Origin of the sequence: Streptomyces vietnamensis (assembly GCF_000830005.1) — a bacterium.
GTDB lineage: Bacteria > Actinomycetota > Actinomycetes > Streptomycetales > Streptomycetaceae > Streptomyces > Streptomyces vietnamensis.
In genome coordinates this window covers 2,562,208-2,578,416 of record NZ_CP010407.1, presented here as the reverse complement: position 1 = coordinate 2,578,416, position 16,209 = coordinate 2,562,208, and the positions used below count along the sequence as shown (strand labels likewise).

General features: G+C 73.0%; 20 protein-coding genes. 8 read left to right on the top strand and 12 right to left on the bottom strand.

Going from position 1 to position 16,209, the window contains the following annotated elements; genetic code table 11:
- Entirely contained in the window at positions 1–825 is an 825-nt protein-coding gene (locus SVTN_RS11405) for a DUF2690 domain-containing protein (protein WP_052499062.1), read from the top strand.
- On the opposite strand, the gene SVTN_RS44210 is transcribed toward SVTN_RS11405, so the two are convergent.
- The 4 genes from SVTN_RS44210 to SVTN_RS11385 all read right to left on the bottom strand — a co-directional run bounded on the left by SVTN_RS44210 (position 803) and on the right by SVTN_RS11385 (position 3,691).
- A complete protein-coding gene (locus tag SVTN_RS44210; protein ID WP_041128990.1) occupies positions 803–1,702 on the bottom strand; it encodes a hypothetical protein in 900 nt (299 codons plus the stop codon). The two genes, SVTN_RS11405 and SVTN_RS44210, sit on opposite strands and share 23 nt — an antisense overlap.
- Complete coding sequence (locus SVTN_RS11395) at positions 1,702–2,172, bottom strand: hypothetical protein (RefSeq protein WP_041128989.1); 471 nt, start codon at positions 2,170–2,172, stop codon at positions 1,702–1,704. Before SVTN_RS11395 ends, SVTN_RS44210 begins: the two co-directional genes overlap by 1 nt.
- An 83-nt stretch (positions 2,173–2,255) precedes the next feature.
- Positions 2,256–2,717: a hypothetical protein gene (locus SVTN_RS11390; protein ID WP_041128988.1), complete on the bottom strand. Its 462-nt coding sequence runs from the start codon at positions 2,715–2,717 to the stop codon at positions 2,256–2,258.
- Positions 2,718–2,839: 122 nt separating this feature from the next.
- Positions 2,840–3,691 (bottom strand): helix-turn-helix domain-containing protein, encoded by an 852-nt coding sequence (locus SVTN_RS11385; RefSeq protein ID WP_159026435.1) that lies wholly within the window; start codon positions 3,689–3,691, stop codon positions 2,840–2,842.
- A gap of 249 nt (positions 3,692–3,940) precedes the next feature.
- On the opposite strand from SVTN_RS11385, the gene SVTN_RS11380 reads away from it, so the two are divergent.
- Positions 3,941–4,492, top strand: coding sequence for a hypothetical protein (locus SVTN_RS11380; RefSeq protein WP_041128987.1), 552 nt, complete (start codon positions 3,941–3,943; stop codon positions 4,490–4,492).
- A 2-nt stretch (positions 4,493–4,494) separates the two neighbouring features.
- Here SVTN_RS11380 and SVTN_RS11375 read toward each other — a convergent pair whose 3' ends face one another.
- The 3 genes from SVTN_RS11375 to SVTN_RS11365 all read right to left on the bottom strand — a co-directional run bounded on the left by SVTN_RS11375 (position 4,495) and on the right by SVTN_RS11365 (position 7,491).
- On the bottom strand, positions 4,495–5,517 hold the full coding sequence (locus SVTN_RS11375; RefSeq protein ID WP_041128986.1) for an LLM class F420-dependent oxidoreductase: 1,023 nt from the start codon (positions 5,515–5,517) through the stop codon (positions 4,495–4,497).
- 110 nt (positions 5,518–5,627) lie between these two features.
- Entirely contained in the window at positions 5,628–6,482 is an 855-nt protein-coding gene (locus SVTN_RS11370) for a hypothetical protein (RefSeq protein ID WP_174518251.1), read from the bottom strand.
- 109 nt (positions 6,483–6,591) lie between these two features.
- Positions 6,592–7,491 (bottom strand): N-acetylmuramoyl-L-alanine amidase, encoded by a 900-nt coding sequence (locus tag SVTN_RS11365; RefSeq protein WP_041128985.1) that lies wholly within the window; start codon positions 7,489–7,491, stop codon positions 6,592–6,594.
- A 689-nt stretch (positions 7,492–8,180) separates the two neighbouring features.
- Between SVTN_RS11365 and SVTN_RS11360 the strand changes: the two genes are divergently transcribed.
- From SVTN_RS11360 to SVTN_RS40960, 3 genes are all read left to right on the top strand, one after another.
- Positions 8,181–9,809, top strand: a complete 1,629-nt coding sequence (locus SVTN_RS11360; protein WP_245727500.1) for a tol-pal system YbgF family protein — start codon at positions 8,181–8,183, stop codon at positions 9,807–9,809.
- A 131-nt stretch (positions 9,810–9,940) separates the two neighbouring features.
- Positions 9,941–11,062: a hypothetical protein gene (locus SVTN_RS40965; RefSeq protein WP_052499060.1), complete on the top strand. Its 1,122-nt coding sequence runs from the start codon at positions 9,941–9,943 to the stop codon at positions 11,060–11,062.
- Positions 11,059–11,877, top strand: a complete 819-nt coding sequence (locus SVTN_RS40960; protein WP_052499059.1) for a methyltransferase domain-containing protein — start codon at positions 11,059–11,061, stop codon at positions 11,875–11,877. Before SVTN_RS40965 ends, SVTN_RS40960 begins: the two co-directional genes overlap by 4 nt.
- On the opposite strand, the gene SVTN_RS11340 is transcribed toward SVTN_RS40960, so the two are convergent.
- Positions 11,843–12,472: a class I SAM-dependent methyltransferase gene (locus SVTN_RS11340; protein ID WP_041128982.1), complete on the bottom strand. Its 630-nt coding sequence runs from the start codon at positions 12,470–12,472 to the stop codon at positions 11,843–11,845. The two genes, SVTN_RS40960 and SVTN_RS11340, sit on opposite strands and share 35 nt — an antisense overlap.
- Before the next feature lie 46 nt (positions 12,473–12,518).
- Positions 12,519–12,821, bottom strand: coding sequence for an ATP-binding protein (locus tag SVTN_RS11335; RefSeq protein ID WP_342669674.1), 303 nt, complete (start codon positions 12,819–12,821; stop codon positions 12,519–12,521).
- A 189-nt stretch (positions 12,822–13,010) separates the two neighbouring features.
- On the opposite strand from SVTN_RS11335, the gene SVTN_RS11330 reads away from it, so the two are divergent.
- The 3 genes from SVTN_RS11330 to SVTN_RS11320 are packed head-to-tail and all read left to right on the top strand — an operon-like array spanning position 13,011 to position 14,447.
- Complete coding sequence (locus SVTN_RS11330) at positions 13,011–13,859, top strand: helix-turn-helix domain-containing protein (RefSeq protein ID WP_041133789.1); 849 nt, start codon at positions 13,011–13,013, stop codon at positions 13,857–13,859.
- Positions 13,819–14,028: a DUF397 domain-containing protein gene (locus tag SVTN_RS11325; protein WP_041128980.1), complete on the top strand. Its 210-nt coding sequence runs from the start codon at positions 13,819–13,821 to the stop codon at positions 14,026–14,028. Before SVTN_RS11330 ends, SVTN_RS11325 begins: the two co-directional genes overlap by 41 nt.
- Positions 14,029–14,048: 20 nt before the next feature.
- Complete coding sequence (locus SVTN_RS11320; protein ID WP_041128979.1) at positions 14,049–14,447, top strand: hypothetical protein; 399 nt, start codon at positions 14,049–14,051, stop codon at positions 14,445–14,447.
- Here SVTN_RS11320 and SVTN_RS11315 read toward each other — a convergent pair.
- From SVTN_RS11315 to SVTN_RS11305, 3 genes are all read right to left on the bottom strand, one after another.
- Positions 14,434–15,255 carry a hypothetical protein gene (locus SVTN_RS11315; protein ID WP_052499058.1) on the bottom strand — a complete coding sequence of 274 codons (822 nt, stop codon included), beginning with the start codon at positions 15,253–15,255 and terminating at the stop codon, positions 14,434–14,436. The genes SVTN_RS11320 and SVTN_RS11315 overlap by 14 nt on opposite strands.
- A gap of 35 nt (positions 15,256–15,290) precedes the next feature.
- The gene (locus SVTN_RS44205; RefSeq protein ID WP_041128978.1) at positions 15,291–15,740 is read right to left on the bottom strand and encodes a hypothetical protein; all 450 of its coding nucleotides are present in this window, start codon (positions 15,738–15,740) and stop codon (positions 15,291–15,293) included.
- Between the two features lie 61 nt (positions 15,741–15,801).
- Entirely contained in the window at positions 15,802–16,206 is a 405-nt protein-coding gene (locus tag SVTN_RS11305) for a DUF4259 domain-containing protein (RefSeq protein ID WP_041128977.1), read from the bottom strand.
- Positions 16,207–16,209: the final 3 nt, after the last annotated feature.

Sequence of the window (16,209 nt, the reverse complement as noted above, 5' to 3'; positions counted from 1 at the left end):
GTGAGCGGGAGATCCACGGCCTCGGCCGAGGAGCTGGCGAGCGAACTGCTCGCCCTGAAGAAGGCGTCGGGACTGAGCTTCGCCCAGCTCGGCGAGAAGACCCACTACGCGAAGTCGTCCTGGGAACGCTGGGTCAACGGGAAGCAGTTCCCGCCGCGGGCCGCCGTGGAGAGCATCGCCCGGCTCGACGGGAAGGACCCGGCGGTCCTGCTCGCCCTCTGGGACCGGGCGGACGAGGAACGGGCGTCGGCGGACGAGGCCTCCGACGGGGCCTCCGACGAGGCGCCCGTGCCCGTGCCCGCGCCCGCTCCGGACGCCGCGCCCGCGCGGCCCGGGCGCAGGCGCGCGCTGTGGATCTCGGCCGTGGCCGGACTCCTCGTCGCCGCGGCGGTCGCCGTGGCCGCCGTGATGTTCTTCGGCGAGAAGCCGGAGTCCCGCCCCACCCGCGCCGTGCAGGTCGCGGGCCCGGCGACGGGCTGCACCGGCACCGCGTGCGAGGGCCGGGACCCGAAGAAGATGAACTGCGGTGCCGACGCGGTCACGGAACGGACCGGCTCCATCCCCAAGGACCTGGTGATCGAGCTCCGGTACAGCAAGGCCTGCCGGGCGGCGTGGGGTCGCATCTCCTTCGCCCAGATCGGCGCCACGGTGGTCGTCAACAACTCCGACGGCGCCGCGCAGGCCGACGTCGTGCACTACGACCGGGACGTCTACACGCCGCTGATCGCGGCCCCGGACGACGGCTCGGTGTGGGTCTGCGCGGCCCTGCCGAAGGACGGGCCGCGCAGCTGCACCGGCCGCTTCATCCCGAGCGAGGAGAAGTAGCGGAAGCGGACAGGACCTCGCGGGACTCCCGCTCCTGGCGGTCCGTCAGGGTCTTCCAGTCCCTGGCGACGGCCGGATTCCGGTCCAGCCACCGCTGCTGGACGGCGGCGAGCCGGGTGTACGCGGTGTCGAGGTAGCCCGTCTCGTCCTTGCAGCGCAGATCCGTCGCCAGGGCGGTGCTGGACGCCCGGGCCCCGGGGGTGCGCAGGGAGGCGAGGAGCCGTGCGGGATCGGGCTCGGTGAACCCGGCCCGGTCCATGCACGTCCGCCACCGCGCCGTCACGGCCTTGAACGCGGGATCCTTCTCCACGTCCTTACGGGCCTGCTCCTGCGCCTCGAAGAGCATGATGCGCACCTGGAGCCACCGCATCCGGCCGTCGCCGAGGACGCGCTTCTCGGCCTCGGCGAGACAGCCGTTGCCCGGGCGGGACACGCTCATACGGATGCCCTTGGCCGTGACCCGCTTGCTCTGGTCCCCGAACAGGGCCCGGGCGTACGCCTCCGTGCTCTCCGGGCTGCCCGGCTTCGGGGGCGCCTCCGTCACCGGCGGGGCGGCCTCCGGGGCCGGCGACGCCGACTCCAGGCCGAACGGCTGCGGGAGCTGGTCGCCGCCCTCCGCCGCCTCCGCCGCCCCGACAGGGGCGTACCGGTAGCCCCGCTTCGCCATGCAGGTGATGGCGAACTGCCGCTGTGCCTCATGGCTGCGGTCGTTCGGGGTGAACAGGAGCTCGGTGACCGGGGGCCGCCGGTGCAGCTCGGCGGTGTCGATCCGGGTGGCCGTGGTGGTCCGGTGGTCCGGTTCCGGCGTCGTGCCGCACCCGGACAGCGCCGCCGCGCCGACGGCCAGGCCGAGCGCGAGTATGAGCGTGTGCCGCATCAGAAGCAGGGGATGGTGGTCGTGGAGCGGACCCGCAGGGAGCTGGCCTCGTTGCGCTGGCCCTTGCCGTTGCCCGAGTAGCCGTCCTCCGTCAGCGACCAGAGGTCGACCGAGCTGCCGGGGTTCACGCAGAACACGAGACCGCCGCCGTAGTTGATGTCGTAGTAGTAGTGGCTCTCGTAGCCGCTGTTGCTGGAGTTGCTGGCGGCCTCGACGTAGTCGTTCACCTTCACGTCGGCCGGGGCTCCGTCGAACGTGTCGTTGGTGAAGTCGCTGTCGCTGCTGAAGTACGAGTGCTTGACGTTGTTCTCGATGGAGCTGATGAAGACGCAGTGGTACCCGGACGCGCAGTTGGGACCTGCCGCCGCGGGCCCCGCGGTCGCGACGGCGCCGCCCACGAGCAGCGCGGTCGCGCCGGCCACGGAGGCGATCCGCTTGCCGAGTCCGGTGATCCGGTTGTTCTTGGTCATCTGTGAGCTGCCTTTCGGATGCGTGGAGGGGGACGGGGCCCGGCACACCCCCGTGTCGCCGGGCCCCGGATCGCGCCGGTCGGTCAGAAGCAGGGGATGGTGGTCGTGGAGCGGACCCGCAGGGAGCTGGCCTCGCCCGCCTTGCTGCCGCTGTCGCCGTTGCCGTCGACGCCGTCGTCCGGCAGCTGCCAGGAGTCGACCGAGCTGCCGGGGTTCACGCAGAACAGCAGCCCGCCGCCGTAGTTGATGTCCCGGTAGTAGTGGCTCTCGTAGCCGCTGTTGCTGGAGTTGCTGGCGGCGTGGACGTCGTCGTTCACGACGTTGCCGTAGACGTCGAAGTAGTCGTTGGTGAAGTCGGTGTCGCTGTTGAAGTACGCGTGCTTGTTGTTGTTCGCGATGGAGGCCGAGAAGACACAGTGGTAGCCGGACGGGCAGTTGGGGCCGGCTGCCGCCTGGCCCGCCGTCGCCACACCGCCCGCGACGATCAGCGCCGTCGCGCCGAGGGCGGCCGCGGCCCGCTTGCGGAACCCAGTGATGCTGCTCATTCTCTGATCCACCTTCATGTCGTGAGCCGGTGAGCGACCCGACGGGTCGCGCGCGCAGACAGGCTGACACCCGCCGCACGGCTCCGTATTGGACAAAAACGCACCACACGGAATGGCCGGTTTCAACCGGCCAGCCATGCACTGGCCCCGCTCCTGGCCGCCAGGAAACGGCCCGGCGGCATCCCCGTCATCGCCGTGAACTCGCGGCTGAGATGGGACTGGTCGTAGAACCCGCAGTCGGCCGCGACGCCGGCGGCCCCGCCGCCCGTGGCGAGGAGCCCGATCGCCCGGTTCAACCGGAGGACGCGGGCCAGGCGCTTCGGGGTGAGACCGATCTGCTCGCGGAAGCGGTTCTCCAGGTGCCGCAGGCTCCAGCCGGTCCTGGTGGCGAGCTCCCCGATCGGCAGGCGGCCCGCCGTGCGGTCGAGGAGCCGCCAGGCCTCCAGGACGGCGGGGGACGGCTCGTGGGACGGCGCGGAATCGGCCGTCCAGCGCAGCAGGGCCTCGTCGAGCAGGGCGAACCGTTCCCGCCACCCCGGGGCCGCCTCCAGGGCCGCGCCGAGGTCACGGACCCGGCCGCCCAGGACGTCCGCCGGGTCCGTGACCGTGTCCGCGAGCTCCCCGAGGGCGGCGCCGAAGAGGCGGTACGCCGCCCAGGGCGCGAGGGTGAGCTCCACCCCGTGGAGGTCGCCCTGGTGGCCGAGGACCCTGGCCCGGGTGTGCAGACCGGACACCACGGAGGTGTGCGCCGGCGCCGCGGCCCCCGCCGCCCCGCGCCCCGTCCGGCCGAGCCGCATCTCGCTGCCGAACCCGATGAGCAGCGACACCCTCCCGGTCGGCACCACGAGCCGCTCCTGCGGCAGGCCCGCCGTCGACCGGAATCCGCGGTACGCGCCGATGCCCGGCCGGAGCCGGGCGTCGGGCCTCGCGTAGAACCACTGGCAGTTTCCCGCTGCGCAGACGCGGCGTCTCACCGTCACACCCTTCCGGGTCCGGAGCCGTCCCGGACCGACCTTCGTGACCACTGTCCGATCGGGCCGGACGGGGGGCCAGAGGCATCGGCGTCCCAGGGACGCGGAGGGACGTCCCACGCCCCTGACCTGCGAGGACGTCAGTAGAGAGGGATGCGCGGACCGGCTGCGGCCACCCGTTCGGGGTCGCCCGGGTGGCCGCACGGAGGGCCCCGGGCGAGGCTGGCGCCACCGTCACCAGGGAGGTCCGTCTTGTCCAGAAGTGTTTCGCGCGGAGTCGTGGCACTGCTGCTGTCCTGCGCCCTGCTCCTGACCACCGGCGCCTGCGGCGGCGGCGACGACAAGACGAGTGCGAGCGCCGCCGAGGCCCCGACGGCCTCGGCGAGCTTCGAGCAGCAGAAGCTGGCGAAGACGCGGTTCGTGGCCAACGCCGGTCTGGCCGCCGGTGCCACCTACCAGTGGATCGTGAAGCCGTACCGCGCGGGCAAGTTCAAGAAGGGCGCGGACGGCAGGACCTTCGCCCTGGTGAAGGCGGGCCTCGCGGGCGCGTTCACGTACAACCGGCTCAAGGCGGCGGTGAACAACGCCAAGGGCGACCCGCTGCTCTCGAAGGCGGTCGCGCCGCTCTCCGCCGGGATCGAGTCGCTCAAGGACCTGGGGACGAAGCTCCGCAAGGGCGAGGCGGGCGACGCGGACGTCGGCGCCTTCGAGAACATCATCAACAGCGTCAAGGACGCGGGCAAGAGCGCCGGCGCCGAGGTCGTGGACAAGGTCCCCAGCGCCTCACAGCTCGGCGGCGGCTGACGCTATGCGTTGAGCTCCGCGAGCAGACGGAGCGTGGCCGGGTCCGGTGCCGTGACAAGGAGGTCCGTCACCGGGCCCTGCCGCCATCTCTCCAGGCGTTCGGCGATCCGCTCCCGGGGGCCGACGAGCGAGATCTCGTCGGCGAAGGCGTCCGGCACGGCGAGCACGGCCTCCTCGCGCCGGCCCGCCGCGAACAGCTCCTGGATGCGGCGGGCCTCCTTCTCGTATCCCATGCGCCCCATCAGGTCGGCGTGGAAGTTGCGGGCCGCGTGCCCCATGCCGCCGATGTAGAAGCCGAGCATCGCCTTGACCGGAAGGAGTCCGGCCGCCACGTCCTCGCAGAGCTGTGCCCGGACCATGGGGGCGACCAGGAAGCTTTCCGGGAGCGCGTCCGGGAGGGCGTCCGGGAGGGCGTAGACCTCGGCCCAGCGGTCGGGCGTCCAGTAGAGGGGCAGCCAGCCGTCGGCGATGGCGAGGGTCTGCGCGATGTTCTTCGGCCCCTCGGCGCCCAGCAGGATCGGGACGTCGGCGCGCAGCGGGTGCGTGATCGGCTTGAGCGCCTTGCCGAGGCCGGTGCCGTCCGGGCCGGTGTACGGGTGGGAGTGGTGGCGTCCGTCGAGCCGTACGGGGGCCTCGCGGCGTAGCACCTGGCGGACCACGTCCACGTACTCGCGGGTCGCGGTCAGCGGGGAGCGGGGGAAGGGGCGCCCGTACCAGCCCTCGACGACCTGCGGCCCGGACAGGCCGAGCCCGAGCAGCACGCGCCCGCCGGAGAGGTGGTCGAGCGTGAGCGCGTGCATCGCGGTGGTGGTGGGCGCGCGGGCGGCCATCTGCGCGACGGCGGTGCCCAGCCTGATGCGGCTGGTGTGCGCGGCGAGCCAGGTCAGTGCGGTGAAGGCGTCGGAGCCCCAGGCCTCGGCGGTCCACACGGAGTCGTAGCCGAGCCGCTCGGCCTCGCGGGCGAGGTCGAGGTGGGCGGGGGAGGGGCCGCGGCCCCAGTAGCCGAGGGCGAGTCCGAGCCGCATGCCCGCATCCTTTCTGACGCTTCGTCAGATACGTGTTGCGGGGACTGTACGGCAACGGCCCCCCGCCCGGAAGGGATTCCGGGCGGAGGGCCGTCGGGTGGAGCGGGGGATCAGCCGCGCTGGATGCCGGTGGTGTCCTGGAGGACGCCGCGGCGGCCGTCCTGCGTCTGGGCCACCAGGCCCGGACCGCGCTGCTCGACCGCCAGGTACCAGGTGCCCGGGGCGAGTTCGGCGATCGGCGCCTGCGAGCCGTCCTCCGCGTACAGCGGACGCGCGGCCGGGACCGCGAACCAGAACGGCGCGAAGTCGGAGGCCGGCTGCGGGGCCGGGGCGGCTGCCTGCGGCTCGGGCTGCTGCGCGGCCTGCGGCTGCGGGGCGGCGGCCTGAGCGCCGAACGGCTGGCCCGCACCCTGCGAGGGGTCCTGCGGGGCACCGTACGGCTGCTGCTGCGCGCCCGGGTAGCCGTAGCCGCCGGGGACGCCCGGCTGACCCGGCTGGCCGGGCTGCACGCCGTACGGCTGCGGGGTCTGCGGCTTGGGCGCGGTGACGAGCGGGGCCTTCAGGGCGGGGATCATCGGACCGGCGACGGCGGCACCGGCCAGGGCCAGGGAGGCGATGAGACCGAGGATCAGGCCCGCGCCGGCGTCGGGCCCGTCGAGGTCGATGATCGTCCAGAGGAACGACCAGGCGGTGAAGATCGTGGCGGCGACACCGAACTGGGCGAGGTCCAGACCCAGGACCTTGCGCGGCTGCGACTGCGGCAGCATGCGGGGGAGGACGATCAGGGCCGCGCCGATCACGCCCACCATGTAGACGCCGATGGCGTTCCCCAGGGAGGACCAGGAGTTCGGGGCGCCGGTGGGCACGCCCGTGTAGGAGTAGTAGCCCAGGAACGAGGCGATGAACAGCAACGCCGCTGCACCGATCAGCACGCCGTCGCCTCGGGTGAGGGATCGGATATCCACGTAAGAGTCCTTCGTCAGGTCGTCGGTCGTCGCGTCGGGGGTGGCGCTCGGGTGTTTCACGGCGCGGGAGAGGCCCCATCGTACGGAGCGAATCTATCGCCCGCCGTTCCTACCCCTCGAGGTAGGTCGCGATGCCGTCCGCGAGCCCCTGCGCCGCCTTCTGCCGCCACGTCGACGACGTGAGCAGCTGTGCGTCCTTCGGGTCACGCATATTGCCGCATTCGACGAAGACCTTGGGGACGGTCGAGAGATTGAGGCCGCCGAGATCGTCCCGTACGTCCAACCCCGTACCGTCGCCGATGTAGTTGGCGGGCGAGGTCCCGGTGGCGCGTGCGAACCGGTCCGCGATCCGCTCGCCGAGCGTACGGGACGGGGCGACGATCTTCGCGGTGTCGGCGGAACCCGCCCGGACCTTCGCGGGCAGGATCACGTGGAAGCCGCGGTGGCCCGCGGCCGAACCGTCCGCGTGGACGGAGACCACGGCGTCGGCGCGGGCCGCGTTCCCGATCCGGGCCCGCTCGTCGATGCACGGCCCCCAGGGGCGCTCGCCGTCATGGGTGAAGACCACCTTGGCGCCGCGCGCGGTGAGGAGGTCCCGCAGCCGGTGGGAGACGTCGAGGGTGAAGGAGGCCTCGGTGTAGCCGGCGTTGGTGGAGGTGCCGGTGGTGTCGCACTCCTTGCGGGTCGTCCCGATGTTCACCTTTTGGTTGATTTCGGTTGAGTGGTGGAAATTGCCGGAGTTGTGGCCGGGGTCGATGACGACGGTCCTCCCGGCGAGCGAACCGCTCCCCCGCGCCGGGACCGGCGAGCGGGTGGGCCGGGGGGCGGCGGGGGCGGAGGCGAAGGGCGGCCGGGACTGCGTCCCGCTCTCGCCCTGGGGCGCCTGGGCCTTTCCGCTCTGTGACGCGGCCTGGGAGGCCCCGCACCCGGCGAGCACGGCGCAGCAGCCCGTGGCGGCGAGGGCGAGGGTGAGGGTACGGCGGGCGGTGTTCCGGTGGTGGTACGGCACCCCGCGACTCTAGGCCCTGCGCGGGGCGAAACGCCGTAGCGGGTGCGTCGAGGTCGGTCACGGGCTTGCCGAAAACGGTGGACGCGTGTGGGCGAACCGTGGAGGGTAAGTGAGAAGGACGACGGTGGGGTGTCACCGCGCATGGACCACGAGGGGGAACCGTGGTGGGGGAAGAGCCGAACGACGCACGTCCCGAACCGAACGACGAGCCGCCGGCGGACAGGGCGCCGAGCGGGAGCGGGTCAAGGGAGGACCCCTGGGCCCCTCCGACCGCCGCCCCTGCCCCTACGCCTCCGGCTCCGGCGGCCCCCGCCGCTCCGGGCGCTCCGGGCGCGGGGGCGCCCACACTCGCCTTCGGGCCGCCGCCCGGCGGGGCGCCCGAGGCGGCCCCGCCCGCCGCCACTCCGGCCCCGGCTCCCGCGGCCCCGGCCGGTTCCGGGGCCCCGGCGGCTCCCGCCGCTCCGGGCGCGGGAGCGCCCACGCTCGCCTTCGGCGCGGGGGCCGGGGCGGGGGCCGAGTCGGCCCAGCCCGCCGCTGCCCCGCCTGCGGCGACGCCGACTCCCGCGGCCCCGCCCACGCTCGCCTTCGGGCCACCGCCCGGCGCGGGGGCCGGGGCCACTCCGCCCGGCGCGGGAGCCGGCGCCACTCCGTCCGGCGCCACTCCGCCCGAGGCGGCTCCGCTCGCGGCCATGGCCGGTGCCGCGGCCGGGCCCGCGGCCGCGCCCGGCTGGGCGGGGGGCGGGACCGTGCCGCCGCCGCCCGGCGCCCCGCCCGGTTTCGGGCCGCCGCCCGGTTACGGCCCCCCGCCGCCCGCGCAGCCCCCCGGCGACGCGAACCCGGCGCAGGCCGCCATGATCGGCCTGCTCAACCTCTCCTGCCTCGGTCTCGGCTACGTCCTCCTGCGCAACTGGGTCGGCGCCGCGCTCTGCTGGCTCGCCACCGCCGCCCTGCTCGTGGTCGCGCTCCCCGCCGACGTCGACGGCGTCCCCTCCGGCCTCCTCGTCGGCTACGGCGTCTTCCTGCTCGCCGTCGCCGCCGACGGCGCCCGCCGCGGACTGCGCGCCACCCTCCGGATAGGCGCCTCCTTCCGGCGCCTCGCGCTGCCGCTCGCCCTCGTCCTGCTCGCCGTGCCCGCCGGAGGCTCCCTCGCGTACGGCGCGGCCCGCGACGAGGCGAAGGAGCAGGCGATGCTGGAACTGCTCGCGGCGGCGGACGCGCTGGTGAAGTCCGCCGACGGCCTCGCCTTCGACAAGGCCGAGCCGACCTTCCGCAAGGCGCTCAGCGCCTATGAGGACCTCGGCACGAAGCACGCCGGCTCACGGGCCGGAAAGCTCGTCCCCGACCGCCTCGACGCGTACTACAAGACGGTCTCCGCCCCGTACGAGCACAAGCAGTACTGCGCGGCCATAGCGCCGCTCAAGCACCTGCGGGAGCTCCCCGCCACCGTGGACAAGGACCTCCTCGGCTCCCGGCCCGCCAAGACGGACGAGCCGCTCGCCGAGTCGCTCTACGAATGCGGTACGGCGGCGCTCGGCGTGCAGACGGCGAACCCGCCGGCGAGCGAGAGCCTCAACGAGCTCCTCGACACCTTCCCTCAGTCCGCCCAGGCGGCCAAGGTCGAACCGGCCGTCCGTGCGGCCGTCAAGACCCGGACGACCGCCCTCACCGGCTCCGAGCCCTGCGACGCGACCGCCCAGCTGCGCGCCCTGCGCTCCTCCCTCGACAACATGCCGGACCCGTCCCTCGAAGGCGCGGCGAAGGAGACGGCGGCCGCGGTCCAGAAGGGCGACTTCGCCTGCGGCACCGACCAGTTCAAGGACAAGGAGTTCAGCAGCGCGGTCACGACCATGACCGACTACGCCAAGACGTACCCGAACAGCCCGCAGGCCGCCCACGCCCGCTCGATCGCCATCGCCGCCGAGATCGCCGAGGAGGAGCCCGCGGCCGGCAAGAGCCTGCCCCCGGCCGACGTCCCCGGCGGCGAGCGGATGATCATGGTGGTCAGCAACGACGGCCCCGGCGAGGTCGAACTGCTCTACACGGGCCCGATGACCGGCAGGGTCACCCTCAAGGCGTGCGGGACCTGCAAGAAGTACCAGACCCCGCTGCTCGTCAACTCCCCGAAGATCAAGGCCTGCTCGGGGCCGTCCTCGAAGTACCCGAAGGCGACCCTCCTGCTCCCCGCCGGCGACTACCACTTCCTCCAGAAGCGCGCGGCCACCGGCACCTCCACGGCGGGCGACACCAAGTCGAGCAGGACGAAGATCGAACCGGGCTACAGCTACACCAACTGCCTGTACGTGACCTCACTGTTCTGACCGTCCCGACGGACAATTGATGTTCATCCCGGCGGCCGTCACCTTTCGAGGAGACGGCCGTTGGAGTGTCGGTGATCTTGGGCCTTCCAAGATCGTCCGACCCTCCGAGTCCTCAGGACGGAAACAGACGGATGAACAGCACGGCGGTCCTGGACCGCGACACCGGGCGCCCGCCCACCCCGGGCCGCCCGGCCTCCCCCTTAACCTGGTCCGACTTCGGCTGCCGGGTGAACGCGCAGCCCCCGGCCGAGCTCTTCGAGCGGTACGAGAGCTCCCGCTTCCTCTACCCCGCCAAGCGGGCCAGGCTCGCCCCCTACCGGTCGCTGATCCTGGAGAACTGGGAGCGGGCCCGCCGCGCCGGTGAACTCCTGCACCTCGTGATCAGCTACGAGGAGCCCGACGGCGGCTGGGCCTCCCTCTCCTCCTGGCGGTCCACCCACGCGGGCTGGCAGACCCAGCACCTGGTCAGCTCCGGCACCCTGCTCGGCGGCCGGGCCGTGATGCTGGCCGCGCAGGCCGTGCGGATGGGGGAGTGGCGGGACGTCGCCCAGCAGAACTGGTTCAGCCCGGGCAACCGCTTCGCCGCCCTCGCCTTCGGCGGCATGACCGACAGCATCGGCCCCGAGCTCGCCCTCACCGTCCCCGGCGAGTACGTGATGGTGCCGCTGGACCTCGCCGAGAACCTCGGGGAAGGCGCCGACCGGCCGGTCGGCGAGCTCGACGGCGGGGCCTGCCCCGAACTCGCCGAGCTCGCCCGCGCCTGCCGGGGCGAGGTGTTCGTACGCGCCGAGGGCCTCGACCGGGACGACCTGCTGCTCCACGACGTCGACCGGCTCTACCGGCTCGTCGGACTGCGTCGCCACCGGCGGATCTTCGTGCAGTACGACGCCACCGGCCGGCTCCGGGCCGCCGCGCTCGCCTACCGCGGCCCGCTCGGCTTCAACTTCTCCTTCCTGGAGAACCGTTGCGACGTACTCGTCTCGCCCGAACTCGACGAGACCGAGGCGCAGCGGGCGCTCGACGCGCTGATCGCCGCCGCGAGCACCGCCTACAAGGACTTCGAACCCGGCTGCGTCCCCGTGGCCGGGGAGACGCCGATGGACCGGCTGGTCCGGGCGGGCGCCGAAGCCGTCCGGCCGTACACCCGCGCCATCTGGCTCGCCGAGGCGTACCCCGACGTCCACCGGCACATCGACCGCCTCTACGCGAGCCGCCTGCGCGGCCGGGGGCAGAACCCGAGGAGGAACCCGTGAGCGTCCCGTACCTGATGGAGGACCGGCGCGAGGCCGGCCGGCTCGTCGCGAAGGTCGACGCCGACGACTGGGTACGGGAGTACCTGGGCCCGGTCCTGCCCGCCGGCGCGGGGCGCGTCCTCGACGTCGGCGCGGGCCCCGGCCACATCGCGGAGGCCGTCCACCGCGCCCGGCCGGAGGCGGAGGTCACGGCCTTCGACGGCAACCCCGACCGGCTCGCCGCCGGCACCGGGAACCCGGCGGGCGACGCCCTGGTCCGCCGCACCGGGGACGCCCGCGCGCTCCCCTTCGAGGACGGCTCCTTCGACCTGGTCTACTCGCGGCTCATGCTCCAGTACGTCGCCGAGCGCGAGAAGGCCGTCGCCGAGATGGCCCGCGTCACCCGCCCCGGCGGCCGGGTCGTGCTCTTCGACCTCGACGGGCAGCTCGTCTGGCACGACCCCGTCGGCCCCGAACTGCGCGCGCTCCTCGACCCGGTGACCGAGGCCCTCGCGGCGGCCGGGTTCGACCCGCACACCGGGCGCCGGCTCTTCGCCCTCGCCCGCCGGGCCGGCCTCACCGACCTGGACGTACGGGTCGACCCGTACCACCTGATCGCCGGCCGGATCGACCCGGTGGAGCGCGAGCAGTGGGCGCTCAAGCTCGACATCGCCCGCCCGCTGATCGCCCGCGCGCTCGGCTCGGCGGAGGCGGCCTCCCGGGCGGTCGAGGTCTTCCTCGCCCACCTGGACAGCGAGGAGACGCTGACCTACTCGGTCGCCTTCACGGTGACGGGAACGGTCAACGACGACGCAGGACCCGCAGCGAGTCGGTGACCGAGACCTCCTCGAAGTCACCCGACTCGAGCGCGCGGAGGTAGATCCGGTACGGCGCCTGGCCGCCGTCCTCCGGGTTCGGGAAGACGTCGTGGATGACGAGCAGGCCCCCGGGGGCGACCTTGGGGGCCCAGCCCTCGTAGTCGTTCGTGGCGTGCTCGTCGGTGTGCCCGCCGTCGATGAACACGAACCCGAGCTGCCCGCCCCAGGTCTTCGCGACCAGCGGCGAACGGCCGACGATCGCGATGACGTGCTCCTCAAGCCCCGCCTTGTGGAGCGTCCGGCGGAAGGTCGGCAGGGTGTCCATCAGCCCCACCTCCGGGTCCACCACGCTCTCGTCGTGGTACTCCCAGCCCGGCTGCTGCTCCTCGCTGCCCCGGTGGTGGTCCACGGTCACCGCGACCGTCCCCGCCTGCCGGGCCGCGTCCGCGAGCAGGATCGTCGACCGCCCGCAGTACGTCCCGACCTCAAGCAGCGGCAGCCCCAGCTTCGCGGCCTCGACGGCCGCCCCGTACAGCGCGAGCCCCTCCCCGACGGGCATGAACCCCTTCGCGGCCTCGAAGGCGGCAAGGATCTCGGGCGAGGGCTCGGACATGGTCACTCCTACTGGCGGGTACGCGTCTGTGGCCGCCCATGGTGCCCTACTCGTCGCACTCGAACCACACCGTCTTCCCGTCCCCCTTCTCATCGACCCCCCACCGCTCCGTCACGGCCTCCACCAGCGCAAGCCCCCGGCCGCTCTCGTCCAGCGGATCGGCGGCCTTGGCGATGAGCGTCCCGGCAACGGCGTCCGCGACCTCGACCCGGAGCCCGTACGGCTCCCGCAGCAGCAGCACGGAACACCGGCGGCCTGGCACGTGCCGGACGACGTTCGCGACGAGCTCGGTGAGCGCGAGGGTCGCGGAATCGGACAGCTGGTCGAGCTCCCAACGCGTGAGGAACATGCGCAGGATGCGACGCATGTGACCCGCGGAGTGCTCACCGACGGTGAACCCCATCCGGTAGCTGTGGGTAACTTCCGCAGGACGGAGGTCAGTTGCATCATTCATGCCACCAGGGTGGAGCGACTTCGTTACGCTCGGCTACGGCCTGAACACAACGCCTTCGTGCGTCTGCTAGGGGGTGACCTCGCCGTGGTCAATATCCGCAACCTGGATCCGAGCGCCTCGCCGCTGGACTACTACGGTTCGGAACTCCGCCGTCTGAGAGAGGGCGCCGGGCTCAGCCAGTCACAACTGGGCGAGATCCTCTTCTGCACCGGCTCGCTCGTCGGCCAGATCGAGACGGCGAGAAAGGTCCCGACCAGGGAGTTCTCGGAGCGGGTGGATGCCGCGCTGCTGACGGGCGGGTTCTTCACGCGGCTGGTGGGGTTGGTACTGAGGAGCCAACTGCCGACGTGGTTCAGACCGTACGCGGAGATGGAGGCGAAGGCGACGTACCTCTGCACCTTCCAGGCACAGTTGGTGCACGGCCTGCTTCAGACGGAGGAGTACGCCCGCGCTCTCATGGGCGCCAGGTTCGAGAGCGACCTCGACGGTCTGGTCGCCGCGCGCATCGAGCGCCAGCGGATCATGGACCGCGAGCACCCGCCCCTGTTCTGGGCCGTCATGAGCGAGGCAGCACTGCGCCAGGAGATCGGCGGGCGAGAGGTGATGCGGCAGCAACTGGCCCACCTGTTGGGCGTGCAGGAACGCGAGTGGGTGAAGCTCCAGATCCTCCCGTTCGAGGTCGGGGCGCACGCGGGATCGCACGGCTCCTTCACTCTCCTCCGCTTCGAGGACGACCCCGACCTCGTCTACACCGAGGACTTCGTCCAGGGGCATATGACCGTGAACTCGGCCGCGTTCAAGGAGGGGTCGCTCCGTTACGATCACCTCCGAGCGGCCGCTCTCTCGGTGGAGGACTCGTCCGCGCTGATCACCCGCGTCATGGAGGAACACTATGGAGACCAACCAGAGCCTGGCGGGAGCGCACTGGCGTAAGTCCTCGTACAGCGGTGACAACGGCGGCGAGTGCATCGAGGTCGCCGACCTCTCCGCCCACATCGCCGTTCGCGACTCCAAGAACCCCGAAGGCCCCGCCTTCCTCGCCACCCCCGCCGCCTTCACGGCCTTCGTGAGCGCCGCCGCCCAGGGGCGCATCGGCAGCTGACCGTGGCGACCCTCATAGGAATGGTGATCCTCGCCCTCGTCCTGCCGACGTGGGCGGGGATCACGTACGTGGGACTGGCCCGGGCCCGGCGGGAGGCCGGCGGCCTGCCGCCCTCACCCCGCCCCCGCCGCTCACCCGCCAGGAAGGCCGCCTGGATCGCCGGGCTCGCCTACCTCGCGGGCGGCGTGCTGCACGTGTACGGCCTGACCTACCTGCCGTCCCTCTTCCCGGAGGACACGTGCTGGTTCAACGCGGGCGCGAAGGTCATGCCGGACTCCAGCAGCGCCCTGCCCGTCAGCCTGGTCTGCCAGGGCGAGGAGATCGTCCCGTGGTGGGTCAACCCGGGGCTCCTCGTCCTCGCGGTCACCGCCGTGGCCGCGACCGTCGCCGCAGTCGTCCTCCGGTTCAGGCGCCGGTAGGGGACAGGCGGAGGGTCCAGGTGTCGACCGTGTACTTCGCCGGGTCGGTCGCGTGCGGCTCCGCGATGCTCGCGACGATCCTGCCTTCCTGGTCCTGGTGCAGGGTCCGTATCGCCCGGCCGTCGCCGACGTCCTTCAGCTTCGCGAGGACGGTCGTGCCGAGGTCCCGTCCCACCGCCCGGAGCACCCCGCCGTCGAGCACCAGCACGGTCCCGTCCGGGAGGACGACCGGCTTCGGCGGCTGCGGGTCGGACAGCTGGGGGCCGGGCGTGACGACGCCGCCGGGCAGGAGCCGTACGACCCGGTTCTTCGTCGGGGTGGTCCGGTCCGCCTCCACGACCCGGACGCCGCTGCCGACGACGTAGTGCCCGTACGAGGGCCACAGGTCGGTCTCGTCGCCGTCGCGGTCGTACTCCCGCGTCTCGAAGATGCCGTAGCCCTCCAGGCCCAGCAGGAACCGGCCGCCGCCGCGTGCCGCCCCGCGCGCCCCGCGCAGCTCGGCGACCAGCCGCCCGTCGGCGAGGTCGAGGAGGAGCGCCGGGCCGAGGTGGCCCCACGCCGTGTACTCCAGCGAGTCGGTGGTGACGAGGACCCGGCCGCCCGAGATGTGCGCCGCGTTCGGCCGCCCGGAGAAGGAGTGCTTCCACAGGGTGCGGCCGTCGGCGCCGACGCCGGTGACCGCACGGGGCCGGCCGTGGACGGCGATCCCGTCCCGGCGGGCGAGCGGCGTGCCGGGACGGGGCCGCTCGTACGGGGGCAGGCCGTCGGCCCGCCGATGGTCCAGGATCACCGCACGCATGCTCGACATGGCGGGAGCGTAGTCCCCGCCGGCCGGCGACGTCCTCAGGGCAGGTCGTCGCGGCCCAGCCACGCCGGTCTGACCGGCACCCCGTCCGCGTACCGCTCGACGTCCGGCTCGGGTTCCGGCTCGGGTTCCGGTTCCGCCGCCGCGGACTCCGGCTCCGGAGCCGGGGGTTCGGGTGCGGGCTCCGGTTCGGGCGCGGGCTTCGGCGCGGCGGAATCCTCCAGCAGCTCCGCCACCGTGAACCGGGTGACGTACGACTGCCACGCTCCGTCCACGACGAGCAGGAACCCGTCGTCCTTCCGGAGGAGCCGACGGCGCTTGGGACTTCGGGGATGCTCCGGTGTGAAGCTCCGCGCCCGGCGCTCCAGCTCCTCCAACGCGTCCTCGCGCGACCCGGAGACGTGCGCCATCACGTAGGCCTCCGTGTGCTTGCGCTCCCCGAGCCCCACGGTCACCTCCATGACCAGCCCCCACGTCCGCACGTCCATGGACCCCCCGTTCTCGTACGTGTGTCCCCCCTTCCACAGTAGGTGGACGGGGGGCGGTCGCTCAGCTCCCGACCAGCACGCCCCGCAGCTTCAGCACCCCCACCTTCCACTCCTCGCCGTCCGACTCCTCCCAGAGCTCCAGGAGTTCGGACGGCTCGGTGAGCACCCGGTCCAGGGCCTCGACCGCCGCCGGGCGCAGCTCCTCGGGCAGCACGCCCAGCGGCTTCTTCGGGCCGTACGAGGTCGTGACCGGCTCCCCGCCCGGGCACTGCGCCGCGAGCAGGGCCGCCGAGGCGATCGCCTCCACGGCCAGGTCCGAGTCGAGGTACTCGCCGCCGGTCTCGATCACCTCGCGGAAGGACGTGCGCAGCACCTCCGCCTTCTTCTCCACCGGGGCTTCGTCCACCCGGTACGAGAAGTCGGCGGCGGTGTCGTTGTCGAAGGGGCCGATGTCCCACGTACCCATGGC

What these genes read in the sequence shown, in the direction of transcription:
- SVTN_RS11335 (WP_342669674.1), bottom strand. Translation starts at nt 12,821, where the DNA reads ATGTTCCTCACGCGTTGGGAGCTCGACCAGCTGTCCGATTCCGCGACC.
- SVTN_RS11305 (WP_041128977.1), bottom strand. Translation starts at nt 16,206, where the DNA reads ATGGGTACGTGGGACATCGGCCCCTTCGACAACGACACCGCCGCCGAC.
- SVTN_RS44205 (WP_041128978.1), bottom strand. Translation starts at nt 15,740, where the DNA reads ATGGACGTGCGGACGTGGGGGCTGGTCATGGAGGTGACCGTGGGGCTC.
- SVTN_RS11315 (WP_052499058.1), bottom strand. Translation starts at nt 15,255, where the DNA reads ATGTCGAGCATGCGTGCGGTGATCCTGGACCATCGGCGGGCCGACGGC.
- SVTN_RS11375 (WP_041128986.1), bottom strand. Translation starts at nt 5,517, where the DNA reads ATGCGGCTCGGACTCGCCCTCGGCTACTGGGGCCGCGGCCCCTCCCCC.
- SVTN_RS11340 (WP_041128982.1), bottom strand. Translation starts at nt 12,472, where the DNA reads ATGTCCGAGCCCTCGCCCGAGATCCTTGCCGCCTTCGAGGCCGCGAAG.
- SVTN_RS11320 (WP_041128979.1), top strand. Translation starts at nt 14,049, where the DNA reads ATGGTGATCCTCGCCCTCGTCCTGCCGACGTGGGCGGGGATCACGTAC.
- SVTN_RS11395 (WP_041128989.1), bottom strand. Translation starts at nt 2,172, where the DNA reads ATGACCAAGAACAACCGGATCACCGGACTCGGCAAGCGGATCGCCTCC.
- SVTN_RS40965 (WP_052499060.1), top strand. Translation starts at nt 9,941, where the DNA reads ATGAACAGCACGGCGGTCCTGGACCGCGACACCGGGCGCCCGCCCACC.
- SVTN_RS44210 (WP_041128990.1), bottom strand. Translation starts at nt 1,702, where the DNA reads ATGCGGCACACGCTCATACTCGCGCTCGGCCTGGCCGTCGGCGCGGCG.
- SVTN_RS11325 (WP_041128980.1), top strand. Translation starts at nt 13,819, where the DNA reads ATGGAGACCAACCAGAGCCTGGCGGGAGCGCACTGGCGTAAGTCCTCG.
- SVTN_RS11390 (WP_041128988.1), bottom strand. Translation starts at nt 2,717, where the DNA reads ATGAGCAGCATCACTGGGTTCCGCAAGCGGGCCGCGGCCGCCCTCGGC.
- SVTN_RS11360 (WP_245727500.1), top strand. Translation starts at nt 8,181, where the DNA reads ATGGCCGGTGCCGCGGCCGGGCCCGCGGCCGCGCCCGGCTGGGCGGGG.